The 25,041-nt window shown below is 61.8% G+C and carries 25 protein-coding genes and 2 pseudogenes; 15 read left to right on the top strand and 12 right to left on the bottom strand.

Annotated elements, in window-relative coordinates:
• Nucleotides 1-6 precede the first annotated feature (6 nt).
• The 7 genes from NLM33_RS19110 to ligA all read left to right on the top strand — a co-directional run bounded on the left by NLM33_RS19110 (nucleotide 7) and on the right by ligA (nucleotide 10,723).
• Entirely contained in the window at nucleotides 7-1,032 is a 1,026-nt protein-coding gene (locus tag NLM33_RS19110) for a cell division protein FtsQ/DivIB (protein WP_254097590.1), read from the top strand.
• Nucleotides 1,029-2,348, top strand: a complete 1,320-nt coding sequence (gene ftsA / locus NLM33_RS19105) for a cell division protein FtsA (RefSeq protein ID WP_254097588.1) — start codon at nucleotides 1,029-1,031, stop codon at nucleotides 2,346-2,348. Before NLM33_RS19110 ends, ftsA begins: the two co-directional genes overlap by 4 nt.
• Before the next feature lie 87 nt (nucleotides 2,349-2,435).
• Nucleotides 2,436-4,223 carry a cell division protein FtsZ gene (gene ftsZ / locus NLM33_RS19100; protein WP_254097586.1) on the top strand — a complete coding sequence of 596 codons (1,788 nt, stop codon included), beginning with the start codon at nucleotides 2,436-2,438 and terminating at the stop codon, nucleotides 4,221-4,223.
• Between the two features lie 360 nt (nucleotides 4,224-4,583).
• On the top strand, nucleotides 4,584-5,546 hold the full coding sequence (gene lpxC, locus NLM33_RS19095; RefSeq protein ID WP_254097584.1) for a UDP-3-O-acyl-N-acetylglucosamine deacetylase: 963 nt from the start codon (nucleotides 4,584-4,586) through the stop codon (nucleotides 5,544-5,546).
• Between the two features lie 255 nt (nucleotides 5,547-5,801).
• Nucleotides 5,802-6,701 (top strand): outer membrane protein assembly factor BamD, encoded by a 900-nt coding sequence (locus tag NLM33_RS19090; protein ID WP_254097582.1) that lies wholly within the window; start codon nucleotides 5,802-5,804, stop codon nucleotides 6,699-6,701.
• Nucleotides 6,702-6,716: 15 nt separating this feature from the next.
• Nucleotides 6,717-8,390 (top strand): DNA repair protein RecN, encoded by a 1,674-nt coding sequence (recN, locus tag NLM33_RS19085; RefSeq protein WP_254097580.1) that lies wholly within the window; start codon nucleotides 6,717-6,719, stop codon nucleotides 8,388-8,390.
• Nucleotides 8,391-8,569: 179 nt separating this feature from the next.
• Nucleotides 8,570-10,723, top strand: coding sequence for an NAD-dependent DNA ligase LigA (ligA, locus tag NLM33_RS19080; protein WP_254097578.1), 2,154 nt, complete (start codon nucleotides 8,570-8,572; stop codon nucleotides 10,721-10,723).
• Between the two features lie 574 nt (nucleotides 10,724-11,297).
• Here ligA and NLM33_RS19075 read toward each other — a convergent pair.
• From NLM33_RS19075 to NLM33_RS19060, 4 genes are all read right to left on the bottom strand, one after another.
• Nucleotides 11,298-11,441, bottom strand: a complete 144-nt coding sequence (locus NLM33_RS19075; protein ID WP_254097576.1) for a DUF2934 domain-containing protein — start codon at nucleotides 11,439-11,441, stop codon at nucleotides 11,298-11,300.
• A gap of 81 nt (nucleotides 11,442-11,522) precedes the next feature.
• Nucleotides 11,523-11,705: a hypothetical protein gene (locus tag NLM33_RS19070; RefSeq protein ID WP_254105832.1), complete on the bottom strand. Its 183-nt coding sequence runs from the start codon at nucleotides 11,703-11,705 to the stop codon at nucleotides 11,523-11,525.
• Nucleotides 11,706-11,824: 119 nt separating this feature from the next.
• The gene (locus NLM33_RS19065) at nucleotides 11,825-12,019 is read right to left on the bottom strand and encodes a hypothetical protein (protein ID WP_254097574.1); all 195 of its coding nucleotides are present in this window, start codon (nucleotides 12,017-12,019) and stop codon (nucleotides 11,825-11,827) included.
• A gap of 15 nt (nucleotides 12,020-12,034) precedes the next feature.
• On the bottom strand, nucleotides 12,035-12,235 hold the full coding sequence (locus NLM33_RS19060; protein ID WP_254097572.1) for a hypothetical protein: 201 nt from the start codon (nucleotides 12,233-12,235) through the stop codon (nucleotides 12,035-12,037).
• A 382-nt stretch (nucleotides 12,236-12,617) separates the two neighbouring features.
• Between NLM33_RS19060 and NLM33_RS19055 the strand changes: the two genes are divergently transcribed.
• A complete protein-coding gene (locus NLM33_RS19055; protein WP_254097570.1) occupies nucleotides 12,618-13,424 on the top strand; it encodes a Crp/Fnr family transcriptional regulator in 807 nt (268 codons plus the stop codon).
• A 56-nt stretch (nucleotides 13,425-13,480) separates the two neighbouring features.
• Here the strand turns inward: NLM33_RS19055 and NLM33_RS19050 are convergent, their stop codons facing one another.
• The 3 genes from NLM33_RS19050 to NLM33_RS49275 form a co-directional block, all read right to left on the bottom strand.
• Entirely contained in the window at nucleotides 13,481-13,696 is a 216-nt protein-coding gene (locus tag NLM33_RS19050) for a DUF1330 domain-containing protein (RefSeq protein WP_254097569.1), read from the bottom strand.
• A gap of 27 nt (nucleotides 13,697-13,723) precedes the next feature.
• Nucleotides 13,724-13,963, bottom strand: coding sequence for a hypothetical protein (locus NLM33_RS19045; RefSeq protein WP_254097568.1), 240 nt, complete (start codon nucleotides 13,961-13,963; stop codon nucleotides 13,724-13,726).
• 810 nt (nucleotides 13,964-14,773) lie between these two features.
• Nucleotides 14,774-14,905, bottom strand: a complete 132-nt coding sequence (locus NLM33_RS49275) for a hypothetical protein (RefSeq protein ID WP_256570535.1) — start codon at nucleotides 14,903-14,905, stop codon at nucleotides 14,774-14,776.
• A 189-nt stretch (nucleotides 14,906-15,094) separates the two neighbouring features.
• On the opposite strand from NLM33_RS49275, the gene NLM33_RS19040 reads away from it, so the two are divergent.
• Together NLM33_RS19040 and NLM33_RS19035 are read left to right on the top strand one after the other, a co-directional pair.
• Entirely contained in the window at nucleotides 15,095-15,400 is a 306-nt protein-coding gene (locus NLM33_RS19040) for a hypothetical protein (protein ID WP_254097567.1), read from the top strand.
• On the top strand, nucleotides 15,324-15,668 hold the full coding sequence (locus NLM33_RS19035; protein WP_254097566.1) for a transposase: 345 nt from the start codon (nucleotides 15,324-15,326) through the stop codon (nucleotides 15,666-15,668). Before NLM33_RS19040 ends, NLM33_RS19035 begins: the two co-directional genes overlap by 77 nt.
• Here NLM33_RS19035 and NLM33_RS19030 read toward each other — a convergent pair.
• From NLM33_RS19030 to NLM33_RS19015, 4 genes are all read right to left on the bottom strand, one after another.
• Nucleotides 15,661-16,421 (bottom strand): IS5 family transposase gene (locus NLM33_RS19030; protein WP_371929940.1). Its coding sequence is split into 2 segments (ribosomal slippage): nucleotides 15,661-16,080 and nucleotides 16,083-16,421, totalling 759 coding nucleotides; the frame shifts between segments, so codons are not numbered across the junction. The genes NLM33_RS19035 and NLM33_RS19030 overlap by 8 nt on opposite strands.
• 136 nt (nucleotides 16,422-16,557) lie before the next feature.
• On the bottom strand, nucleotides 16,558-16,719 hold the full coding sequence (locus NLM33_RS19025; RefSeq protein ID WP_254097565.1) for a hypothetical protein: 162 nt from the start codon (nucleotides 16,717-16,719) through the stop codon (nucleotides 16,558-16,560).
• Nucleotides 16,720-16,731: 12 nt separating this feature from the next.
• Nucleotides 16,732-17,025: a hypothetical protein gene (locus NLM33_RS19020; protein ID WP_254097564.1), complete on the bottom strand. Its 294-nt coding sequence runs from the start codon at nucleotides 17,023-17,025 to the stop codon at nucleotides 16,732-16,734.
• Nucleotides 17,025-17,348 carry a hypothetical protein gene (locus NLM33_RS19015; protein ID WP_254097563.1) on the bottom strand — a complete coding sequence of 108 codons (324 nt, stop codon included), beginning with the start codon at nucleotides 17,346-17,348 and terminating at the stop codon, nucleotides 17,025-17,027. The genes NLM33_RS19020 and NLM33_RS19015 overlap by 1 nt, the downstream gene beginning before the upstream one ends.
• A 206-nt stretch (nucleotides 17,349-17,554) precedes the next feature.
• Between NLM33_RS19015 and NLM33_RS19010 the strand changes: the two are divergent.
• The 5 genes and pseudogenes from NLM33_RS19010 to NLM33_RS18990 form a co-directional block, all read left to right on the top strand.
• Nucleotides 17,555-18,587 (top strand): annotated as a pseudogene (locus NLM33_RS19010) (IS110 family transposase).
• 755 nt (nucleotides 18,588-19,342) lie between these two features.
• On the top strand, nucleotides 19,343-19,567 hold the full coding sequence (locus NLM33_RS19005; RefSeq protein WP_254097562.1) for a nucleotidyltransferase family protein: 225 nt from the start codon (nucleotides 19,343-19,345) through the stop codon (nucleotides 19,565-19,567).
• An 808-nt stretch (nucleotides 19,568-20,375) separates the two neighbouring features.
• A complete protein-coding gene (locus NLM33_RS19000; RefSeq protein ID WP_254097561.1) occupies nucleotides 20,376-21,125 on the top strand; it encodes a sulfotransferase domain-containing protein in 750 nt (249 codons plus the stop codon).
• Between the two features lie 534 nt (nucleotides 21,126-21,659).
• The gene (locus NLM33_RS18995) at nucleotides 21,660-23,885 is read left to right on the top strand and encodes a hypothetical protein (RefSeq protein WP_254097560.1); all 2,226 of its coding nucleotides are present in this window, start codon (nucleotides 21,660-21,662) and stop codon (nucleotides 23,883-23,885) included.
• Nucleotides 23,886-23,957: 72 nt separating this feature from the next.
• A pseudogene (locus NLM33_RS18990) lies at nucleotides 23,958-24,440 on the top strand (transposase); the annotation flags it as partial.
• Nucleotides 24,441-24,460: 20 nt separating this feature from the next.
• On the opposite strand, the gene NLM33_RS18985 reads toward NLM33_RS18990, so the two are convergent.
• A complete protein-coding gene (locus NLM33_RS18985; RefSeq protein WP_254097559.1) occupies nucleotides 24,461-24,931 on the bottom strand; it encodes a hypothetical protein in 471 nt (156 codons plus the stop codon).
• Between the last annotated feature and the right edge of the window lie 110 nt (nucleotides 24,932-25,041).

Raw genomic sequence — 25,041 nt, 5'->3', positions numbered from 1 at the left:
CGTGCAATGGATGGTGCAGGCAACCTCACCAGGTCGGTATTTCGATCGCTGAGGCCCCAAGCTGACCTGAAGGCGGCCGCTATTGGAGCGGTCGTGCTTCTGCGCGAGTGGGTCGAGCGGAAGCGCCAGGACAGGCGCGAAGAGAAGCTCCAGGAAAAGCGCGCCCGCGCCAAGGCCGTTCCGGAGCGGGAGCCGACGCCGCGCATCGTCGCACTGGTCGAACGCTTCCTGCCGCGCCGGGTCGGGATCAGCCTGACCGTCATCCTGCTCGCAGGCGCTACCGGCCTCGGCATCGTCAAGGGCGGCCATCTCCAGGATTTCATCACCGCGGTCAGCGATGCCCGCAATGCGCTGGCCAATTCCGCCGGCTTCCGCATCACCTCCGTCGTCATCAACGGCCGCAAGCAGCTCAGCCAGGACGAGATCCTCGCCATCGGCGGTGTCAGTGGCCGCTCCTCGCTGCTGTTCCTCGATGCCGACGGCCTGCGCGACAAGCTGAAGGCCAATCCCTGGATCGCGGACGCGACCGTGCTGAAGCTCTATCCGGGCCAGCTCCAGATCGACATCACCGAGCGCAAGGCGTTCGCGCTGTGGCAGGAAGCTGGCCGGCTCTCCGTGATCGCCGACGACGGCGCCGTGCTCGAGCCCTACGTTTCGCGCCGCTTCCTGACTCTGCCGCTCGTGGTCGGCAAGGGCGCCGCCACCCAGGCACGCGATTTCCTCGCGCTGCTCGCGCGCTATCCCCAGGTGCAGTCGGTGACCAAGGCGGCGATCTTCATCGGCGAGCGCCGCTGGAATCTGCGGCTGAAGGACGGCCTCGACGTGCGGCTCCCCGAGCAGGACATCGGCAATGCGCTTGCCGCCCTGTCCAAGCTCGACAAGGAGGAGAAGCTGTTCTCCAAGGACATCGTCGCCGTCGACATGCGTCTGCCCGACCGTCTCGTGGTGCAGCTCTCCGACGACGCCGCGAAGGCGCGCGAAGAGCTGTTCAAGGACAAGAAGTCCAAGAAGAAGGCCGGTGATTCCGCATGACCGGTCTCGATCGCACCCAGACCCCGAAGACCCGCCCGATGCCGCATAAGCGCGCCGGGCTCGTCGCCTGTCTCGACATCGGCACCAGCAAGATCGCCTGCATGATCGCGCGGCTGAAGCCGTCCGCGCCGAGCGAGGCGCTGCGCGGCCGCACCCATGCGGTGGAATTGACCGGCTACAGCCAGATCCAGGCGCGCGGCATGAAGGCCGGCGCGGTGATCGATCTCGGCGAATGCGAGCAGGCGGTGCGCCAGGCCGTCGGGCTTGCGGAGAAGATGGCCAAGGTGCGGGTCGAATCCGTGCTGCTGTCGGTCTCCGGCGGCAGGCTCGCCGGGCATATGGTCGAGGCCGCGGCCGACATCCGCGGCGGCGCGGTCACGCCGGCCGACGTCAGTCGCGTCACCTCTACCGGCATGCGCCATGCCACCGGCGAGGGCCGCACCGTGCTGCACGCGCTCCCCGTCGGTTACACGCTCGACGGCGTCAAGGGCATCCGCGATCCCCGCGGCATGGTCGCGCGCCAGTTCGGCGTCGATATGAACGTCGTGACCTGCGACGCCACCGTGGCGCGCAACCTGATGCTGGCGGTGGAGCGCTGCCACATCAACGTCGAAGCCATGGCGGCGAGCCCCTATGTCGCCGGCCTCTCCGTGCTGACCGACGACGAGGCCGATCTCGGCGCGGCCGTCGTCGAGATGGGGGCGGGCACCACGACGATCGCCGTCTATTCCGGCGGCCGCTTCGTGCATGCGGCAGGCTTTGCGGTCGGCGGTCATCACATCACGATGGACCTGGCGCGTGGACTGTCGGCGACCATCGCCGACGCCGAGCGAATCAAGACGTTCTATGGCACGGTCATCACCGGCGGATCGGATTCGCGTGAGCTGATGTCGGTGCCGACCGCCGGCGACGAGCAGGATCTGCCGCAGATCGTCTCCCGCGCCACCATCGCCAACATCGTCAAGCACCGGGCCGAGGAAATCTTCGAGATGGTCCGCGACAAGCTGAAGGAATCGCCCTTCGCGGCCGAGCCCAAGGGCCGTGTCGTGCTCTCGGGCGGCGCCTCGCAGCTCACCGGGCTCGTCGAACTCGGCACGCAAATTCTCGGCCGTCCCGTGCGGATCGGCCGACCGCTCGGCCTCGGCCGGCTGCCCAATGAGGCGAAGAACGCCGCCTTCGCGGTGCCCGCCGGGCTTCTGGTCTACCCGCAATATGTTCACCTTGAACATGTCGAACCGCGGCATACGCGGCAGACCAAGACAGGGACCGGCGGTTATTTCGGAAAGGTCGGACGATGGCTTCGCGAGGGCTTCTGATGACTCGTTTCCACGTTCCCGGATTTTCACCAACTCCCGCGGCCGCCGGCCGGGGCGAACCCACGCGCGCGTGATCGAGAGGCAACCATGACCATCAGCATCAACGTTCCTGATATTCACGAACTGAAGCCGCGGATCACCGTGTTTGGCGTCGGCGGCGCCGGCGGCAACGCCGTCAACAACATGATCACGGCGGGCCTTCAGGGCGTCGACTTCGTGGTCGCCAACACCGACGCGCAGGCGCTGACGATGTCGAAGGCGCAGCGCATCGTGCAGATGGGTACGCAGGTCACGCAAGGCCTCGGCGCCGGCTCGCAGCCGAACGTCGGCGCGGCCGCTGCGGAAGAGGTGATCGACGAGCTTCGCGACCATCTCTCGGGCGCCAACATGGTGTTCGTCACTGCCGGCATGGGCGGCGGCACCGGCACCGGAGCCGCTCCGGTGATCGCCAAGACCGCGCGCGACATGGGCATCCTCACCGTCGGCGTGGTGACCAAGCCTTTCCATTTCGAAGGCGGCCGCCGCATGCGCACCGCCGAAGCCGGCATCAACGAGCTGCACAAGGTCGTTGATACGCTCCTGATCATTCCGAACCAGAACCTGTTCCGGGTCGCCAACGAGAAAACCACCTTCGCCGACGCTTTCGCGATGGCCGACCAGGTGCTCTATTCGGGCGTTGCCTGCATCACCGACCTGATGGTGAAGGAAGGCCTGATCAACCTCGACTTCGCCGACGTCCGCGCCGTGATGCGTGAGATGGGCAAGGCAATGATGGGCACGGGCGAAGCCTCTGGCGACAAGCGCGCGCTGACCGCGGCCGAAGCTGCGATCGCCAACCCGCTGATCGACGATTCCTCGATGAAGGGTGCCAAGGGCCTCCTGATCTCGATCACCGGCGGCAAGGACCTCACTCTGTTCGAGGTCGACGAAGCCGCGACCCGCATCCGCGAGGAGGTCGACCAGGACGCCAACATCATCGTCGGCGCCACCTTCGACGAAGCCCTCGACGGCCTGATCCGCGTCTCGGTCGTTGCCACCGGCATCGAGCAGGCGGCGATCGCCCGCAACAGCCAGGCCTCGAGCGCACCGGCCGTCGCCGTTGCCGCCCCGCAGGCTCCGGCTCCCGTGGCTGAAACCCGGCTCGCCGATCTCACCGCGCGGCTGCGCGCGGACAATCAGCGGCTCGCCGAGCGCGCCCAGAGGTTGGAGGCGCAGATCCCGCCGGCTGCGCACTCACCGGTCGCTGCCGCCCCCATGGCGCCGCGTCCCAATGTCGAGCGCGCTGCGCTGGCTGCGATTGCCGCCGCGGTGGCTCCCGAAGTGCCGCAGGCCCCGGCGCCCCAGACCTATGGCGACGTCACCGTGCGTCCGATCGCGCAAAAGCCCTCGCTGTTCCCCGAGCCGGAAGCAGCCCCCGTCGCGATGCAGGAGCCGATGACGCCGGAAACCTTCATCCCGCCGCAGGCCGAGCGTCCGCCGATGCGTGCGCCGCGGATGCCGCGCCTCGAGGACCTGCCGATGCCGGCCCAGGCCGAGATTCGCCAGGGCCGAGAGACCGAGGACGAGCCGACCCAGAAGACCCGCCTGTCGCTGTTGCAGCGCCTTGCCAATGTCGGCCTCGGCCGTCGCGACGAGGAGAGCGAGCCGCCGGTCGCCGCGCGCACCACCGGCCCGGCGATGGCGCCAATGCCCGAGCGCAAGCCGCAGCGCAGCGTGGCTCAGCAGATCGCAGCCAGCGAACCAGTATCAGAGTATGCCCGCCGGCCCGCGCCGCAAGGTTTGGATGTCCATGGTCGCCCCGCGCCTGTTGCGCCGGCGCCACAGGGAGACGACCATCTTGATATCCCGGCCTTCCTGCGCCGGCAGGCAACGTGAGGATTGTTACAATCCACCTGATGGAAAAGGTCCCGGCGAATCGCTCGCCGGGACCTTTGCTTTTGGCTCCTGCGGTCCCAGGGTGCGAAAGCAACCGACTGATTTTAAATGATTAATTATGTATTCCGTGCTGGATTAAAGTTGCCGGAACCGGCTCCAAACGTGGCGCAAATTGGATCACGCCACGCCCGAATGCGGCAGAGTTGGGGTAACAATTGGTAAAAAAGCGTGAGTTGGCTTGTTTGGGGCAGTGACTATGGTTTGCGCGTGACTTGGGGATACGGAGATTCGAGCTGGTGCCTCGGGCGGCCAGTTCAGTCCAGTATAAGTCGCAGTGGGTCGTAGGGTGGGCAGTTCCTGATGAAATTTAGCCGGCAAACAACGCTCCGCGCGCAGGCCACCGTGACTGGCGTCGGCGTTCATTCCGGTCTCCCTGTCACGCTGACCTTGGGGCCTGCACATGTCGATGCAGGCTTGATCTTTGTCCGCACTGGCCTCGAAGGTTGCGACCGCGAAGTGCAGGCCACCGCCGAGCAGGTCATCGCGACCGATTTCGCGACCGTGCTTGGCGACAGCGACGGTGCTCTGGTGTCGACGGCCGAGCACGTGCTTGCAGCACTGCGCGGCATGGGTGTGGACAACGCCACCATCGAGATCGATGGTCCGGAAGTTCCGATCATGGACGGCAGCGCAGCGGCGTTCGTCGCGGCGATCGACCAGGCCGGTATTGTCAGCCAGCCGGCGCAGCGCCGGTTCATCCAGATTTTGAAGCCGGTCTCGGTTGCGATCGGCGATTCCTTCGGCGAGCTACGGCCTTACGCCAGCGGCTTCCGCGCCGAGATCGAGATCAATTTCGCCAATCCCGTGATCGGCCGGCAGGCCTACACGTTCGAGCTCAGCCCGGAGCGCTTCCGCCGCGAGATCGCGCGGGCCCGCACCTTCGGCCTGATGTGCGATCAGGCGCGTCTCTGGGGCGCAGGCTTCGCGCGCGGCGCCTCTTTCGAGAATACCGTCGTATTCGACGAGGAGCGGCTGCTGAATACCGAAGGCCTGCGCTACGCCGACGAATGCGTGCGCCACAAGGTGCTGGACGTGGTGGGGGATCTGGCACTGGCCGGCCTGCCGCTGCTCGGCGCCTATCGCTCGGTCCGCGGCGGTCACAAGCTCAACCACGCCGTCCTGACCGCGCTGCTTGCCGATCGGACCGCTTGGCGGGTGGTCGAAGGTGAGGCGGCTCGCCGCACCACGCGTCCCGTGGTCGAGGTCGGCAGCGGCATCGTGGGTGGCCGGATTGCCGCCGCCTACGGGCCGGACGTGTCCTGAAGGGCCGATTCCGGCCGCTTTGGTCCATCCGGCATTTCCTGGTAACCATGATCGACTAGCATCGGTACACATCGTCGCCTTAATCCGGGCGAAATGCCTGCCTATCCGGGACCTTAACGATCGTTTTTGGTTACACCGGCTTGGGTCGCATGGCAGGGCGCCGAAGCACGGGCAAACTTATACGGCAGATTTCGCGGCCATGACGGGGTCATGGCGTGGCGGGCAGCGCATCACAGGGCGTCAGGTCTTAAATTCATGTCAGCACAGCGTATGACGCGCGAATCATTCACGGCTTCGCTCGTGCCCTCGGCGCGACGGTTGCTGCAGGCCACCGCATTCCTCGCGCTCGCGCTGCCGCTCGGCGGCTGCGGCGCGGGCGAGCTGTGGGACAAATTCACCGCCAAGGACGATACCTTCGTCGAGGAGCCGGCCGACAAGCTCTATAATGAGGGCCTGTACCTCATGAACGAGAAGAAGGACATCAAGGCTGCGAACAAGAAGTTCGAGGAGGTCGACCGGCAGCACCCCTATTCCGACCTCGCCCGCAAGTCGCTTCTGATGTCGGCTTACGCGTCCTATCAGGCCGGCGACTATGACAGCTGTATCGGCTCTGCGAGCCGTTACGTCACCCTGCATCCCGGCAGCCCGGACGCGGCCTACGCGCAATATCTGATCGCGGCCTCCCATTACGACCAGATTCCCGACATCAGCCGCGACCAGAGCCGCACCGAGAAGGCGATCGCCTCGCTCGAAGAGGTGGTGCGCAAATATCCGAACTCCGAATATGCGACCAGCGCCAAGGCCAAGATCGAGGGCGGGCGCGACCAGCTCGCCGGCAAGGAGATGGCCGTCGGCCGCTACTACGCGCAGAAGCGCGACTTCACGGCCGCGATCAACCGCTACAAGACCGTGGTCACGCAGTACCAGACCACGCGTCACGTCGAGGAGGCGCTCTACCGCCTCACCGAGGCCTATATGGCGATCGGCATCGTCGGCGAGGCGCAGACCGCGGCCGCCGTGCTCGGGCACAATTTTCCTGACAGCCGCTGGTACAAGGACGCCTATAATCTTGTAAAATCCGGCGGTCTCGAGCCGAGCGAGAATCAGGGGTCCTGGATCAGCAGGACCTTCAAGAAGATGGGCCTCGGCGGCTAGGAAATTTGGGGTTCCATGCTGGCGCGTCTGTCGATCCGTGACATCGTCCTGATCGAACGGCTCGATATCGAATTCGCGACCGGCCTTGCGGTTTTGACCGGCGAGACCGGCGCGGGAAAATCCATCCTGCTCGATGCCTTTGCGCTGGCGCTCGGCGGCCGCGGCGATGCCGGCCTCGTGCGCCACGGCGCGGAGCAGGGGCAGGTCACGGCCGTATTCGACGTGCCGAAGGCCCATCCCGCCGCGAAGATCCTCGCCGAGAACGGGCTCGAGGATACCGATGAAATGATCCTGCGCCGCGTGCAGTTCGCCGACGGCCGCACCCGCGCCTTCATCAACGACCAGTCGATCAGCGTGCAGACCCTCAAGGCGGTCGGCGCTGCGCTGGTCGAGATCCATGGCCAGCATGACGAGCGCGCGCTGGTCGATGCTTCCACGCACCGCCGCCTGCTCGATGCCTTTGCCGGCCTCGAAAAGGATGTCACGGCGGTCGAAGCGCTGTGGGACGCGCGCCGCACAGCAAATACGGCGCTGGAGGAACATCGTGCCGGCATGGAGCGCGCCGCGCGCGAGGCGGATTATCTGCGCCATGCCTCGGACGAATTGAAGCAGCTTGCGCCCAAGGACGGCGAGGAGACGGCGCTAGCCTCCCGCCGCACCACCATGATGCAGGGCGAGAAGATCGCCTCCGACCTGCGCGAGGCGCAGGAAATCGTCGGCGGTCACAATTCGCCGGTCGCGGCACTTTCGGCGGCGGTGCGAAGGCTGGAGCGCCGCGGCGTCAATTCGCCGGCGCTGGTCGAGCCCGCGGTGAAGGCGATCGACGCGGCGATCAATTCGTTGGAGGAGGCCGACCAGCATCTTCAGGCCGCGCTCGCCGCAACCGATTTCGACCCCTTGGAGCTCGAACGCATCGAGGAACGGCTGTTCGCGTTGCGCGCCGCCTCGCGCAAATATTCGACGCCGGTCGATGGCCTGGCAGCGCTTGCGGCGAAATACGCGGCCGATGTCAGGCTGATCGACGCCGGCGCCGAACAGTTGAAGAAGCTCGAGCAGGCCGCGATCGAGGCCGATGCGCGCTACGCTGCTGCTGCCAAGAAGCTCTCGGCTGCACGCCAGAAGTTGGCCGAAAAGCTCAACAAGGCCGTCAATGCTGAACTCGCCCCGCTCAAGCTGGAACGCGCGAAATTCATGACCCAGGTCGAGACCGATGAGCGCGCCCCGGGGCCGCAGGGTTTCGATCGCGTCGAGTTCTGGGTGCAGACCAATCCGGGCACGAAGCCGGGGCCGCTGATGAAGGTCGCCTCCGGCGGCGAACTGTCGCGCTTCCTCCTCGCGCTGAAGGTCGTGCTGTCCGACCGCGGTTCGGCGCCGACCCTGGTGTTCGACGAAATCGACACCGGCGTCGGCGGCGCGGTGGCAGATGCCATCGGCGCGCGACTCGCGCGGCTTGCCGGCCAGGTGCAGGTGATGGCCGTGACCCACGCCCCGCAGGTCGCCGCCCGCGCCGACCAGCATCTCCTGATTTCCAAGGACGCCCTCGACAAGGGCAAGCGCGTCGCCACCCGCGTCAATGCGCTCGCCGCCGACCACCGCCGCGAGGAGATCGCGCGGATGCTGGCGGGAGCGGAGATCACCGCGGAGGCGAGGGCGGCTGCGGAACGCTTGCTGAGGGCGGCGACGGCTTGACGATCTCGTGTCCCGGGCGCGGTGCAGCGCGCAGCGCTGCTCCGCAGAGCCGGGACCTATAATGGTGCCTCAAGATGGGCCCCGGATCAGCAGCGCACCGCTTCGCGCTGCGCAGCGTCCGGGGCACGAGATTTCCACACGCCTTTACCCTCGCGCCGCGTCTGTCGTATTCAGGGACCATGGCAAGAGCAGCAAAATCCAAAGCGAAGACGCTTCCCGACGTCGCCGATCTCACCAAGGCGCAGGCCAAGGTCGAGCACGTGCGGCTCGCCCTCGAACTCGAGGGGCACGACAAGCGCTATTACCAGGACGATGCGCCGACCGTTACCGACGCCGAATATGACGCGCTGCGCCAGCGCTTCAATGCGATCGAGAAGCGCTTTCCGGACTTCGTCAGCCCGGAGTCGCCGTCGCAGAAGATCGGCGCGGCGCCGTCCGGACGCTTCAAGAAGGTTCGGCACGCGGTGCCGATGTTGTCGCTTGACAACGCCTTTGCGGAAGAGGACGTGCGCGATTTCGTCGGCCGCATCGCGCGCTTCCTGAAGCTTGCCGACGACAGGATCGATTTCTCCGCCGAGCCCAAGATCGACGGGCTCTCCATGTCGCTGCGCTATGAGGGCGGCGAGCTCGTCACCGCGGCGACGCGCGGCGACGGCGCGGAGGGCGAGGACGTCACCGCCAACATCCGTACGCTCGAGGACGTGCCGAAGAAGCTCAAAGGCCGCAACGTCCCTGATATCTGCGAGGTGCGCGGCGAGGTCTACATGACCAAGAAGGCATTCCTCGCGCTCAACGAGCGGCAGAAGGCGGCCGGCGACACCATCTTTGCCAATCCGCGCAACTCGGCGGCAGGCTCGCTGCGGCAGAAGGACCCCGGCATCACCGCCTCGCGCCCGCTCGGCTTCTTTGCCTATGCGTGGGGGCAGATGAGCGCGATGCCGGAGGGCACACAGAGCGGCATGATCCACTGGTTCGAGCGCTGCGGTTTCAAGACCAATCCGCTGACGAAGCTCTGTCACTCCGTCGAGGAACTGCTCGCATTTCATCATTCGATTGAAGAGCAGCGCGCCGAGCTCGACTACGACATCGACGGCGTCGTCTACAAGGTCGACCGCATCGACTGGCAGGAGCGGCTCGGCTTCGTGTCGCGCACGCCGCGCTGGGGCATCGCGCACAAGTTTCCGGCCGAGCGCGCCATGACGGTGCTGCGCGACATCGAGATCCAGGTCGGCCGCACCGGCTCGTTCACGCCGGTCGGCAAGCTCGAACCGATCGGCGTCGGCGGCGTGATCGTGCAGAACGTCACGCTGCACAATGAGGACTACATCAAGGGCATCGGCAACAAGGGCGAGGTGCTGCGCGAGGGCCGCGACCTAAGGATCGGTGACACCGTCGTGATCCAGCGCGCTGGCGACGTCATCCCGCAGGTCGTCGACGTCGTCATTGACAAGCGGCCGGAGAATGCCAAGGAATTCCAATTCCCGAAGAAGTGCCCGTGCCCGCTGCACACCGATGTGGTGCGCGAGGAGACGGCGGCCGGCGAGGAGGGCTCGCGCGCCCGCTGCACCGGCGAGTTCGCCTGCCCCTATCAGAAGATCGAGCATTTGAAGCTGTTCGTGTCGCGGCGGGCGTTCGACATTGACGGGCTCGGCGAGAAGCAGCTTCAATACTTCTTCGACGAAGGTTTTGTGAAGGAGCCCGCCGACATCTTCACGCTCCAGAAGCGCAACGCGAAGCTGAAGCTGGAGGAGATCGAGGGTTACGGCGAGACCTCGGTGCGCAACCTCTTCAGCGCGATCGAGAGTCGGCGCAACATCGCGCTGGAGCGCTTCATCTACGCGCTCGGCATGCGTCATGTCGGCGAGACCACGGCTCTGGCGCTGGCGCGCGGTTATGGCTCCTGGGACGCCTTCCACGACGCCTGCCTGAAGGTCGCTCACGGCGACGAGGAGACAATTGCCGACATGGACGCGCTGGATCAGATCGGCGACACCGTGATCAAGAGCATCGCCGACTATTTCGGCGAGAGCCACAACCGCGGCATCGTTGAGCGGCTGACCGGCGAAGTCGACATCATCGACGCCGAGAAGCCGAAGAGCAATTCGGCCGTCGCCGGTAAGACGGTGGTTTTCACAGGCTCGCTGGAGAAGATGACGCGCGATGAGGCCAAGGCGACCGCGGAGCGGCTGGGCGCGAAAGTGTCGGGATCGGTGTCGAAGAAGACCGACCTGGTGGTCGCAGGGCCGGGTGCAGGATCGAAGCTTGCCGAGGCCAACAAGCACGGCGTCAAGGTGCTCACCGAAGACGAGTGGTTGAAACTGATCGAGGAGTGAGAAGAGCTCCGCTCGTGCCTCTTGTTCCGCTGTCGTCGTCGATGAGAGCGAGAATGTTCGCGCTATTGCCGCATTCGGAGGGCTCTTCCCTTCTCCCCTTGTGGGAAGCTTATTACCGGAAAAAACGCAACACTCTCAATGGCTAACCCCGCGAGTGTCCGTGAAGTGTCGGGAATAGCGTTTTTCAAGTCTTTTCAAGTATTTTTTCTGCGCGCCGACCGTGGGTGTCCTGGGCGGCCCGGATGTGCGGGGGTCTTGATCTTCCCCCAATCCTGAATGCGGCGTTAACGACGAAAGGCTCGCGAGCCACCATCCAGCGCATTGCGCGGGACAAGGCCGTCAATCGGCTCGAACTATCTCGCGCAATGGCGCACCTACTATCGAAACACCGTGGTGCAATACGTCGCGGGCACGATCGATCGCATCGATGCGCACAATGCGCTGGTCTCGCTCGGCTACCGAGACGCGGCACTCCAAATCGAACTTCTCGAAATGGACAAGGCCACGCGTCCGAGGCGGCAGCGGCGCCTGACAAGGATTTCGTTTCCCTCTGCAACGCAGGGCGACAACGGAATTAAATGTCGACACCTTTGTTTGGGTCGTCGCGCTCATCGCCCTGCAATTCTCTCTGCGCTTGGTTCGAGAACTCGTCGTCGCGTCCTTCGGGTTTGCCCGCCTGCTCCCACAGCTCGAACACAAGGCGGGACCGCCGGGCCATTTTTACTTGTGGCCCAAACAGCCAATTCGGGCTTAGGAGAGTCGTTCCTTCAGCTATGCCGCCGTTTAGGCCGAGCGCTTCTCAGTGTTTCTTTTCCGCCCGGATGGTTATCACCTCTACCCACGTCGCATCGCGCACGGTCACTTCACGTCCTGTGCTTTCAGCGATCCGTCGCGCGACCTCAAAAGCCTTTTCTTCATCGGTAATTTCCAGAACGACGAACGAGCGTGCATCCATCGATACGCCAGCGCCAGTAAGTATCATGTGGGACACATCGGTCTCCTTCCGATCCGAAGTCAATGCCTCACAGTCCACCGGCGCTTAAGCGCGCTGCTCCGTTCCGTTAGAGCTAGTGGCCAAGTGCGCGCCAATTGAACACTTAGTCAGGAGGCAGCGCGCACCACCGCATCGGGGTAAATGATCGCGACCCTGCGATCGAGTTGCAATAACTCGATGCCGTGACGATTGATCAGGCGCCGCGCGACCTTCACCGCCGCGTCATCACTGACCGCCTCAAATGCCCGCGCATCGCGGATGTGACCATCCTCGCTCAGAACGAATGCTCGATAATCGCCCATTGGACCGTCCCCGCATTAGGTTGGCGGCTTCAATGCCATGGACGACAGCCACTCATTGACATGGGCGGCTGTCTCGGCTTGGCGCGCGCGGCGCAACAGTCTTTCGCGTTCGAAGCCTGACGGATTGCCTTGGGCCTGCTTGCGCAGACGCTCTGCCTCCTCGAGCAATCGCTGTTCAAGAGTGCTGGTTTGTTTGATACGCCGTCGCTTTTGCACGGCGCTGCTCCTTTCCATGAGGGGAAGGCGGGAGCGCAACCGGCGTTCTCATCACCGATAAAAGCCACAATCCGAGCGGTGATGGGGGCAAGCATACGCCTGATAAATTCTGAGCGTGATGTCATATGTTAGGGAATATGACCGAATAGATCCCTGACCTGAGCCGATCATAAGCAGTTTGGCACGGCTCTCCGGCTAGGGCCAGAAGCCCGGGAATGCATATGCCACGTATCGGGAATAGGAACTTACTCGTTCGACGCCTACGGTGTTACCCATACGCATTTTGCAATTGCTTTTCCTAATGATGCTGCCAGAAGAACAAAATCCGCCTCAAGAGAAACTGGACCATGGCCGCGCGTCGCTTTAAGTCGAAATAACATTCATGGATGCTGCCTTAAATATCTCGACCAGCACTGAGAATCGGCTTTTGGCGGCGTTGCCGCCAGCGGATTTGGGCTTGCTCACGCCGCATTTCCAGAAGGTCTCGTTCCAACCCGACGCCGTCTTAGTGCGGTCGGGCGATCAGCTCGACCAGGTTTATTTTCCCCATAGCGGCGCGATCGCCTTCATGCTCGATATGCCCGACGGGCAAACCGTCGCAACCACGTTGATGGGACGGGAAGGCGCTTTGGCTTCGCTCTCTGTGCTCGGCCCATCGCTTTCATCCGTGACCGCTATTGCTCGCGTGGCCGGCACAGCGTCGCTGATTTCCGTTGCGAAATTCCGGGCTGCCTATGCGCAAAGCGAAGCCATCAGGAATGTCGTGCAGGTCCACGCCCGCGCGCTGTTGTTGCAGCTCCAGCACGTGGCCGCCTGCAATGCGCTGCATCGGGTGGATCGCCGCATGGCGCGGTGGCTCCTACAGCTCCACGACCGCGTTCCCGACGACGTGCTTCCGCTGACGCAGGAGGCGCTTGCCCAATTGCTGGGGGTGCGGCGAACGACGGTGACGCTGACGATGAGCAAGCTTCGCGCAGCGGGCGCCATCCCGTCCGACCGGCGCGGCTTTGTAGAGATCGACCGGGCGCGGCTCGAGCGCGTCGCATGCGCCTGTTATGCGCCAATGCAGCGCAAGATCGACCGGATGTATTGCCAGGAATTGTCGGCGCCGCAACTTGCCCTTGCGCCGTTCCGCGAAAGCTCCATTGTCGCCTTCGACGCCCCGCGTGCTAGACCCCCTCAAGCGTGATCAACATATCCAGATCGCTGGTCCTTTCTTTCCGCAACTTAATGAGCGGCCGATACTCAGGACCAATCGTAGAGTGATTGCCGATCGGGAAATTCAATGATCACGACGCGTTCGGGCTCCCAATGGCCACCTTCGGGAAATCGATGCGCATCGCGCTTGGTCAGATACCGCCCGCCATATTTTTCGATCATCGGTCCAACCTTGACCCGGTACTCCTCAAACACAGCGGGCTCGGTGATGATGTGCTCAGCGATTAAGTAAGCCTTTGGCATGGCCGTTCTCCCGCTTGGTCTCCCCGCCTAAAGCCTATCATGTCGCCGCTGCGAAGGGGCGCTCCGGCCTCCGCGATAAGCGCGCTCGCGGTGCTTTGAGACCAGGCCCATCTTGCAGGCGGCCCGGAATAGATCGGGGCCGATCTCGCCCTGCTCGAAAGGCGCGGCGTGGATGCCCTCGGGGCGGCGCGCCAGGAGTTGGGCCAGATTCTGCTTCCGAAGGAACAGCGGCAGCTTGCGATAGTCGTCGCCGCCGCCTGCGAGCATGTCGAAGGCGTAGAGCTGGATGTTGGCGTCGTGCTTACGCGACTGCGGGCTATCGAAGTCCGATATCTCGTCAACGCCAAAAAGACCGCCTCGCCATCGGGTGCTGTCCTAATTAGGACACCTATTTCGGCAGATTAGGACACGGCTCAATTCCGGGCCGATGAAAGGAGGTCATCATGAAGCTTAAGCTTCGCATGAACCTCGCGGGAAAACCCACTGGGTAAACCATGCGTCACCCGGGCCGGACAGGCGGCCGATGACGAACCACATGGGATGAAGCTAAGGCCGCAGCATTAGGCGGCGTGGGTTGATATCCACAGGGCAAAAGGCGCGGGCGACACCTGATCTCGGCCCCGCCCCTTACAGACGCCTTTTCGAGAACGATCCACAACCGCACAACCTATGCGTCTGGGCTATAGGCGAGAATCGGCTTAGTTAGTTGTGAGTTGCGGGAATAAGTCGGATAAGATTCAAAAATTCGAAGGCGATATCTATGGAGCCGAAGGCGATATCTATGGAGCCAATGTCCCGCCCCGTTAGCCTGAAGGCCGTTTCGAATGAGAAGCGGCAAAGCTATGGGATCTATGCCGCAAGAACTGTGCCGGGCCGCCGCAAACCAAATGGGGGATGAAATCGCTGGTTTTGCGATTGTTATCTGGGATCAAAACGGTGAAATGCGGACTTCTTATAACACAGCGCGAGGCCCGATAGGCCCCGCGCTGGTTTCGGACGCCCTCAACCGTCACGTGGCAGTGAAGTTGGCTGAGGAACGTCTTGCTGGTAACGACAGCTCGGGAAACTGAGCTGTCGTTACTTCCCCTTCCGCTTAGCCCCGCGACGCTGAGCGAGATCGGAAGCCGCGACTTCCTTCTGCTTCGGCGTCGATTTCGGGCTGCGCAGGATGCGCGAAGCATCCGATGCCGCCTTTTTGCCAGTAGTCATTTCAATCACCTCCTTTCGCTGGATTTGCCCTTTCGACAGAGCATCGGGTAGTCCGGGTGAGTCGTCCGTCAGAGTCAAGACAGGCCACCATCGATTACCCGGAAAGTTCGCTTCACCCGCACCGGCCTATTCGGCTCCAACGGCAGCACGGCATCAATCAGGTCTCCAATGGTCCAGACGCGATCAGCGATGCCAAGCGCGACCGCTGGCCTGGTGCGCAGAGCCACGTACAGGGTGACGGCGGACGAACTCAAGGGCCGCGTGGTCGGCGGGGAAAAGAAAGAAGCCGAGGTGGACGGCGGTTACGTGAAGCCCGCCAACCTCAAGGAGCACCGCAAGGACCGGCGTTTTGCCAGCAACCAGAACGGCAAGCGCAAGGTGGTTGTGATCGTCCGCGAGCGGCAACTCGGTCCCGGCCGTGTTCAACAGCGAAAGCCAAGCTGCCTCATTTATCCGCTCCCGCATAGCGAAGGGAACCACGGTTCATACCGATGAAGCCGCTGCTTGGGACCACCTCCATGAGCGTTTCGAGGTGAAACGCATCAACCATCAGGAGGCATGCAGTCTTGACGGTGTCTGCACCAACATGGCCGAGGAGTATTTCAGCCGCCTTCGCCGGGGCGAGATCGGCATTCACCACCATATCGCCGGGCCGTACCTCCTCCGCTATGCGCAGGAGTCCTCATGGCGGGAGGACAACCGCGGCGTCTCGAATGGTGATCAGACGCAGCGGGTTGCTGGGCTAGGGTCCGGACTCAATTGAGCCAATAGGTGACTGCGGCGGCGATGAAGGCTGCACTGAGGTAATTCCTGGCGAGTTTGTCGTATCGGGTGGCGATGCGACGCCAGTCTTTGAGTCTGCACCACATACGTTCGACGCGGTTTCGCTGCTTGTAAGCGCGTTTGTCGTAAGGAATAGGGCTGCGCCTTGATGTGGTCGAGGGGATGACCGGTTCAGCTTTGCGGCCCTTGATCAGGTGGCGCAGGTGATCGGCGTCGTATCCGCGGTCGGCGATCAGGCGGCGGAAGGGACCGATAGCGCGGACCAGATCGGCGGCAACGGTGATGTCGTTGACATTGCCGGCGGTGAGCAAAAGCACCCGAGGCCGTCCTTTGGCGTCGGTCAGGCCGTGGAGCTTCGTCGTGCGCCCGCCGCGCGAGCGGCCGATACCTTGCGCGAAGTCCCCCCTTTTGCGCCAGCGGCGGAGCGGTGGGCTTTGACGTGGGTGCTGTCGATGGCGACGGTGCCGAAGATGCCGCTATGACCGGTCAGAGCCTTGAAGATGTCGTGCCAAATCCCCTGACGGCTCCAGCGATTATAGCGATTGTAGATCGTCGTGTAGGGACCATACCCCGCCGGGCAATCGCGCCAGCGACCGCCCGAACGCAGCATGTAGACGATCCCGCTGATCACCCGGCGATCGTCGACGCGACGCGCTCCACGCCGACCACGGGGCAACAACGGCTCGATCCGCCGCCATTCCGCATCGTTCAAAAGGTAGAGCGCCTTCGCCATCCCGGCCTCCAAATCATCTTCGGAGACCTTGAATCACAAACCGGGCTCAGCCGGAATCCTTATTGAGTACAGACCCTAGCCTTGAAGCGGGGCAAGAGCATTGATTGCACCGGCTATTGGAACGCCATCTAGAGCGCTAAGCCGCCTCGCGAGCGCGCGAGGGCCTTTGTTTGGCCGGAACCGCCTCTTTGACCTTCTTGGCGACTTCTTTGAGGGTGTCCTTGTCGACTCTCTGCTTGAAGCTCTGGACGAGAACGCGGCGCACAAATTCCTCGGCTGTCATCTTCTTGTCGGTCATTTGTTCGCTCCGCTAAAGTTCATCCCACGTCCTATCTATAATCAAATCCGCAAAATCTTTAATCCAAAATTTTCCTCTCAACTTCTTTTCATGCAACGCGTCTTTAAGAACTTCGTTCACCTCAAGAATAGGAATCAAAGCCTTCGCAACGTCATCGCGGCGAATCCTAGCGCCCTCTGGGAAGTTTCCTGCAATGAAAGCCTTGGTTTGTTGAGCTGCGTCAAGCCAAGCAGGTCTGTCCCCGTCAAACAACTCCACCAACCCGACTTCGCTGAGCCGCTGTTCTGCTTCCAAGGTAAGAGCCATCAGCGAATCTCCAAGGCTGAGAAGAGAGCAACCAATAGACTCATGATAAGGGCGACGACCAAGCAGAGCGCCCCGATGAGGGCGATGCATTCTTGGTGAAAGGCTTTCCCCGCGATGCCTGTGGCGGCGGCGAGAATAGCGAAAACGAATCCGACGAACCCTAGCCATGCTCGGCGTTGGTAACGTCCTCGAATCGGATTGCGCTCTTGCGGCTGATAACCCTCGAACGCTACGGCAATCGCGCCGAGGAAAACCAGCAATAGACCGGCCAGTGCCGTCGCGGCGGCAGATATATCGCCGCCGACCTCAATCAGCCCCTCCATTTCCACCTCCGATTGCTGGAGATGGAACTTTCCCCAAATCGGCGGGGATGACAAGGGCTTATGAAGCTAGTTTCCGCTTGAACGGCCTAGATGCCGTAATGGGCCGGCCTTCGCGAGGCTAGCCAGGTTAGGTGGCTGTCCCTCAGAATGATGATGTTGAAACGGAGTCCGAATGATCGGCTCCAGGCATCAAGTGAGGAACAGCCATGGACTATTATGCGGGGATCGACGTGTCTTTGAAAGAGAGCAGCATCTGCGTTGTTGACGGGACTGGCAAGGTCGTCCGCGAAGTCAAGGTCGCCAGCGGGCCTGAGGTGCTTATTGGCTATTTCGACGAGCTGGAATTACCTGTCAGCCGCATTGGGCTCGAAGCAGGGCCGTTGTCGCAGTGGCTGCATGCCGGGCTTGTGGCCGGCGGATGCGATGAGGTTTTGCTCGAGACACGGCATGTGAAAGCAGCACTCTCAGCTATGACCGTCAAGACCGACCGGAAGGATGCCCGCGGGATCGCTCAGTTGCTGCGGATGGGCTGGTACCGTCCGGTTCACGCGAAATCGGTGCCTTGCAAGGACACCCGCGCCCTTCTCATTGGGCGCAAGCTTCTGCAAGGCAAGCTTCTCGACGTCGAACTCAGCATCCGCGGGATTTTGCGTGGCTATGGGCTGAAGGTCGGCGAAGTGAGCCGTGGACGGTTTGAGCGCGCATTCGGGAATTGACAGCGGGGCACGTGACCCTGGAAACGGTGATTGGCGCGATGCTCGCTGCGAGGACGGCATTGTGGAACGAGTTCACCAGGCTGCATCGCGAGATGCTGAAGATCGCGCGGGCCGACAAAGTTTGCCGGCGATTGATGAGCACACCTGGTGTCGGTGCTTTGGTCGCCCTGACATACCGCTCGGCGGTAGATGATCCATCGCGCGGTTCGTAAAATCCAGTACGATCGGCGCCTACTTCGGGCTCACGCCGAAAAAATATCAGTCGGGTGAGACCGACCGGGACGGCGTCATCAGCAAGGTCGGCGACGCCATGGTGCGCACCGCGCTCTTTGAAGCGGCGCATATCAAGCTGACGCGTGCGACACGCTTCTCGAGCCTGAAGCGCTGGGCACTCGAGGTTGCGCGACGGCGCGGCATGAAGCGCGCCAAAGTGGCCCTTGCTCGCAAGTTGGGCGTTGTGCTGCATCGCATGTGGGTGGACGCGACCGAGTTCCGCTGGAGCAAGACCGCTGCGGCTGCATAGGAGATAGAGAAGATTCGGAACGAGCCGGAAACGGTACGTTCTCCTGAGTGTCCCGTCGCCGGGACGAGGGCTTGGCAAGGTCGTGAGTAGTGCTGTGAATGCTGCGGCAGATCACGCGTCCTAGATTGACCTGTCGGCTCTGGATCTGATGGCATGGTGTGGCGGTCTTCGTGCCGACCACGGACAGAAGCATGATCCTGGCGATGAGATTTGTTCAGAGGGACTTGACGAACAAAGGCCCATTACAGAAGTATGCCTTGGGGGATGTATGCCCTGGCCGCTGCTTCCCGCTACCCTTCTGAATCATAATCGGAGATATGCCTTACCCCGGCAAGGATAGTTCGACTGGCTTGCGTCGAGCGAGGAGGTCGACACGGAAGCCTCGGCAGCAACTGCATGAACGGACCAAATACGGCAAAAACCGATACAACCCAGTAAGCGGCTACATGCAGGTCTGCGTGCCGCGCTAAACATGCCCGCGCGGCATAGCTTCACATCGACTTTCTCAGCCCACTCATTGCGTGAACGGCCAAAGCAACGGATTTGCAACAAATCCGCCATTCAAGCTCTCCAATCTGTGCAGATCCGTGACACGACCGCCGCGCACCGGCCTTTGCAAATCCGTCGCCTGTCTCATACGTGCGATCTCTCGAACTGGAGGGCCTTGGTGGCGCATCGCCCACGTAGCTCTCGCCAACCAGCCCGTCAGCGCTTCGCTTGTGCCCGCATCCATATGCTTGTGGTAAACTCGAACCATGTACGCCGCCGAAGTCATTGCGCGTCTGAAGACCACCGAACCGAAACTGCGGGCCTTTGGCGTGAGCGGCCTTTATCTTTTCGGCTCTTACTCCCGCGACGAGGTACAGCCGGACTCGGATGTCGACGCCTTCATCGACAAGGCGGCAGCTGCCGCTTTCGGCCTGGACGCGTTCATCGGTCCATTTCAGTTGATTCAACCTTCCAGCAGCCCGAGCGGGTAGTCGGCTTTTTCAATACCTATCGCCAGCTATACCCGGTGACCCGAGACACACTGCGCGCCATCGCCAATCAGTTTCAACGCTGGGTGACGGAGCGGACCGAGAAACGCAACATCCCGATTGTCGAAGCGCCGAAGGGCCGTCGTGACGAATTTATCGACCCGTATTTCGAAAGGGCAAGCCTGACGCCATCGTGGCCATCCTCAAGGCGCGAGAACCGGCACGGATCATGACTGCCATTGGCGACAAGGTCGCAAACCGATGGCACCTCCAGTTCGCGCAGCGCTAGGTTATTTATCCACAAACTGGATGTGTCCCACATCCATATAATCGATTTTACCAATCCAAAGAAATGAGGGTAGAAAACGTCAGTTTATTGAAATTTAACTCGGGCATATCCGGATGGATATCGATCGTTGCTCTGGCTCTAAGAACAACCCTCGCTTCGAGGCCTCCGTATCTAGCGCGCCTAACGAGAGCGCTGACACCGGCAGACGCTGCAGTCTCTATCTGACGTTTGACGACGGCACTAGTCTGCTTTTTTACACCGGATGGTTGTCTTAGGTGTGCTGGCCAAACATCTGGTGTGGCCGACTTTTTGTGTCATCAGCCCCTATGCCGCAAACCATCCAAGGCTACTCGACAAATGATCGCAGAAGGTTATGCGATCGCCAAATCGCACCATGAGACATCCGGACGTATCCAGATGCGAGCCCGCTACTGCGAAACGCAGGGACCATGAGCCTGCTAACGTTACCGTCGTTGATGCGATCTCGAGTCGTTGCAAGCAACGTTATCTAAGGAAGATGCAATGACCCGCCCTACATCGCCGCCCGAGCCATTTGTAATTCTGGCAATGCCGAGGACTGGCACCCACTATCTTGAAGAGTTACTGAATGAGCATCCGAACGTGTTGAGCAACGGTGAGCTGCTGAATACATCTGATACGAATTGGCACGATAAGGATCGTTTGTTGCGGGGCGATCGCGAGCTTCTCGAGCTTGCGTATCTGCGCTATCCGACGCGAAGCGATAGGGCCAAGCTGACGCATGTTGGTTGCAAGATCAACGAACCGCAGTTTCACGATCGTCCCGGTGTTTTTGCCGAGCTGGTTCGTTGGCCACGCCTCAAGGTCATCCTCGTGCTTCGGAGAAACACTATGGAATCGCTTCGATCGCTGGTGCAAGCAAGGCAGAGTGGCCAATGGCTGAAATTCAGTTCTGACGGCGAGGCGGCACCGTCGCCGCGCATTACATTGTCAATCGCCGACTGCGAGGCCTATTTCAAGGCCGCGGACGATTTCCATGCCCGAGTTGCTCAGTCCTTCGCGTCGACCAGTATGCTCGTGATCGAGTATGAAAGGCTACATCACCAACCAAGCGCCTGCCTGGCAACGGTTTGGGCGTTCCTGGGGGTCCCAGCGCTTCAGCTGTCTGGTAGCGCCATGCTTCAGCGCCAAGAAACGCGACCGCTAGACCAAACCGTACAGAACTTTCATGAGCTGCGGCGGCACTTCGCAGACGGACCTTACGAACGATTCTTTGAGGTTGGTGAGGCCTGATTCGCGGTCAGTAGCGGCGAACGTCGGCGTAATTTAATTTACTTCGGTGGAACGGCCTTGACTGAGGCCAATACGGCCCTTCCGGTCACGGTGAATGGAGAGCTGGACTAGCACTACCTTGCATGGGTCGTTCGTCGATCAAACGCACGCGGGCGCCGCTCTCAACGCAACAAGGGCGGAGAGGATCAGCGCCGAGTCGCGTCGCTGTTAAGTAAACTGGGAAATGATTAATGGGACCCCGGCCCATCACAGATGGAGCGGATGATGACGAAGCAGACGAGACGGAGTGCGCTTAGCCTGATCGCCGCCGCCCAGCTTTGGTAGGTCCGCAATTCTACGGTCTGTGCGAATATGGGCCTGTCGGTGAATGGAGCCACCCCAGCGCAGCTGGCTAAAGCGCCGGCCAGGGATCAAAGTTGTTACCCACGATCGTGCGGGACTGTCGCCCTATCCCGATCAATTCACCCCCCCTCCCGCTTTTGGCGCTGAAGTGGAGAACTTGCGACGATCTAGCTTCGGACGCGGGAGATTGGCGTGGACCCAGACAATTTCGATCCATTCGATCCAGTCGATCTAGGTTGGCTGCAGGCGTACTACGCCATGTTGCAACAACAGGCAGAGCTGGCCGCGCCAGGAGCGGTAGACCAGGTCGCGCACGAGGACTCTGAGCAGCACTTGGCCGAGGAGCGCCAAGGCGGTGCTGCTCCCATCGCAGGGGGCCGCCCACCGCGCTCAAACCCTAACTATCCTCATCTGTCCGATAACGACGAGAACCTCATCAACTCGGCTATCGAGGCCGAGCGCGGGAATCTAACAGAAGGAACAGTATGCGTTTACGCTCGCGCTCTTCGTCGATTGGGCAATCGTCTAGGGGCGCGAGGCCAAACCATTGATGCACTCGATCATGTTTCCTTGGTCGCTTACGCCGACGAGTTTTTTCCGAAAGACCCGCATGTGGGTCCCGCGTTGACGATCCTTCGGAGGCATCGCGAGCCTTTCTCTGTGGAAGACGAGAGTCTCATCGACCGGGCCATCGAGGCAGCTGCTGGGCACCGAGACTGGCACAGCAAGACCGCCCGGCGGTATAATCGCACTTTGCGTAACTTGGCGAATTCTCTCGGGCCAAGTCAAACGATTACTGCACTCGATCACGAATCGCTGCTCGACCACGCCCACAGGGTATCACGGTGTGCCCGCCACCTGACGGACCTGAAAACCGCCTTGCAAGCGCTTCGTGAGTATCGTGGCTCAAACACATTAGCTGATCGCGGGCCTCCACATCACAGTTCCACGGCAGAACGCGGACATATCATCGATGATGCAGCTCGTTCCAACCAGCGAACAGAGACTACGCCGCCTATCGGCCTGATACGTGAGTCCGGCAACAGTAGCCTCGGGGACGGTGTTTCGGGCGCAGTCGGCTCCTGGCAGATGGGGGAACAGGCAGCCCATTCGCCATTGCAAGCTGTCGATCCGGAGGAGCTCTGGCAGGAAGTGGACCAAGTTGGCCAGCTGCCCGCCGACCGTTGGGACCTCGCGAACTTTTGGGAAGGCATGCCGTCTTCCTTAAGCCTGTCGCAACAGTCATCCGCTCCGGCAGCCGCCCTACCGGCTTGGCCGCCGCTGTGGGATCAAGCCACCGGACGATCTTCATTTGCCGGTACTTCGGAAGCGTCATCGAGTTTCGTCGCTCGCCTGTCGGCGTCCGATTTTGGAAGTTTGGTCAGTTTGGGCTGGGAGCACGGCATCCAACCGGCTCCCCCCGAGCTGATCCGCGCCCTCGACGCACGCGGACTCCTGCCGGGGCCGTGTCGGCCGACACATCTGAGGATCCTTGATCGATCGTATTCGGCGCAGTGGGCAGGGAGAGGAAGAAGGGAGGTCGCGACCTTAAATAATTTGCTCGGCGGTGACGTTATGCTGATTCCGGAACCCGGGTTTGAACACCAGGGACCGGTGCAGGTGCGCCCCGGAACTGTTCCATCATCTGCGGTCGCGGCATCGTCCACAGCCGGTGCATCGTCCTCCGGGCAAGGCGGTTCGCAGGCACTGTACGGCCTTCCGGACATCGGAGAGTATGTTCCCCAGGACTTTGCTCACGGCGACACACGACCGATTGGCGCACAGGACTGGGGTGGCACCAGCGGTGCCGAAAGCATGGGACCATCAGAGATGCCCACGGGCTTTTGGGGGCGTCATTTCGAAGAAAACATCGTCAGCGATCCTTGGCAACACACCAGTACTTCTGGCTCCGATCGGCACAGCGCCGCCGCCATCGGAGGGCCGCCCGCGGCACATCACCAGGCGCCCTCACAGGCACTCGCGGGCGCATCGCTGCCTGCCTTGTCTGTCGGCCCGTTGAGCGACACGCTCCAAGCATTTTTGGCGCGATTCAATGCCTACGTGGGACAAGCCAGTGGCCAAGGACTGAATTGCCTGCTGGAAACGGTTCTTCAATTGGCCAGCAACACGGAGCGACCGGACGACGAAACGCCGCAGACTCAGCAACTTCAGCAACAGGCTCAGTCGTTGCGGAATAGCCTGGTTCAAGACGGCACGGTCGATCCGCATGGCGAAATCGACCTTTACGGCGCTGGTGTCGGGGTCGTGCTGGCGACCAGTTTTGGCCTGCGCATTCAAGCCATCGAGGCACATGCGAATGGCGGGTGGACCGTGCATCCTGTCCTGGGTCAGGAAGGTCGACTGGTGCACATTTTGCACACGCCGGGGCATTTCCAGCCGCTGTGGCCTCGGCACTAAGAAAGAAAAGCCGAAGCCCGCGCGAGCTCGGTACTGCAGCCCCAGCGCATGCGACGGCGATGAGCGCGCAGACACCGGCGGTGCTGGTGCCACAAAGTCAGCAACGTGCTCGACAAGGTCGCCAAATCCGTGCAGGGCGCGATGAAGAACGATCTGCGGAACGTCTATCTGGCACCGAGCCGGGTGAAAGCCGAAGCCGCGATCGACACCTTCGTCGAGACATACCGTGCCAAATACGGGCCTGCGGTCGAGTGCTTGATCAAGGATCGTGAGGCGCTGCTCGCGTTCTTCGACCTCCCTGCCGAGCATTGGGTTCATCTGCGCACCTCGAATCCGATCGAGAGTGTGTTCGCCACGGTGCGTCACCGGACGGTGCGAACGAAAGGATCGCTCTCGCCGAAAACCGCGAAGCTGATGGTGTTCAAGTTGATCGGCGCCGCATCGAAGACCTGGCGCCGATTGAAAGGAACAAATCAGTTGCCGAAGGTCATCGCCGGTGTAAAGTTTACTGACGGCATCGAGGTCATTCCGACCGCTGAAAGCCACGCCGCCTGATCAGGCCGCGTCACCCAGAATCAGCCATAGCTCAATTCCTTTCCGTCAGTGAGAGCCTTGAGTGTCAGGCGAGTCGAAGCCAGTTCATTCCAGGATCTCGCCACCTCATGCCATCTTGCTTGTCGTGCGGGCAATAGCTCAAGCATCCTTTGCGCCTTGCGTGCAGCCGAAAACTTCCCGACGCGCTTAGCTTCGTCCAGAGTTTTGCGCAGCTTTGCTTCGGTTTGTTTCCATCCGCAGCCGGTCGTTCTACCCTCGACGAAGTAATCCATGGAGATACGGAAGGTCAGAGCACGGCTTGCGGCGGCGTGCGATTCCAATTCGGGTTCGCTCAACCATTGACGAACAGCTTCGAGCTGCTCCGGCGTGCTAAGCGAGGGAACGTCGCCATCCTCGAAAATCAAGAACGAGGCGAATGACGCGACGTCGATTTGCAGGTCCAGATCTTGCGCTTCCAGCCAACTAGCGATGGCTTCTATTGGAGACATCACGTTGGCTCTCCTTCTTGACGGTCTGATTGCGCTTGATGCCCCTAAACAGGTAGTGCTCATCGTGAGCGCGATTCGGCCCGAAGAACGTTGCACTGGTCAACTACAAGAAT

Source organism: Bradyrhizobium sp. CCGUVB1N3, from assembly GCF_024199925.1.
Taxonomy (GTDB): domain Bacteria; phylum Pseudomonadota; class Alphaproteobacteria; order Rhizobiales; family Xanthobacteraceae; genus Bradyrhizobium.
Note: the sequence above shows the minus strand (reverse complement) of the source record. Positions and strands in the feature narration are given on the sequence as shown.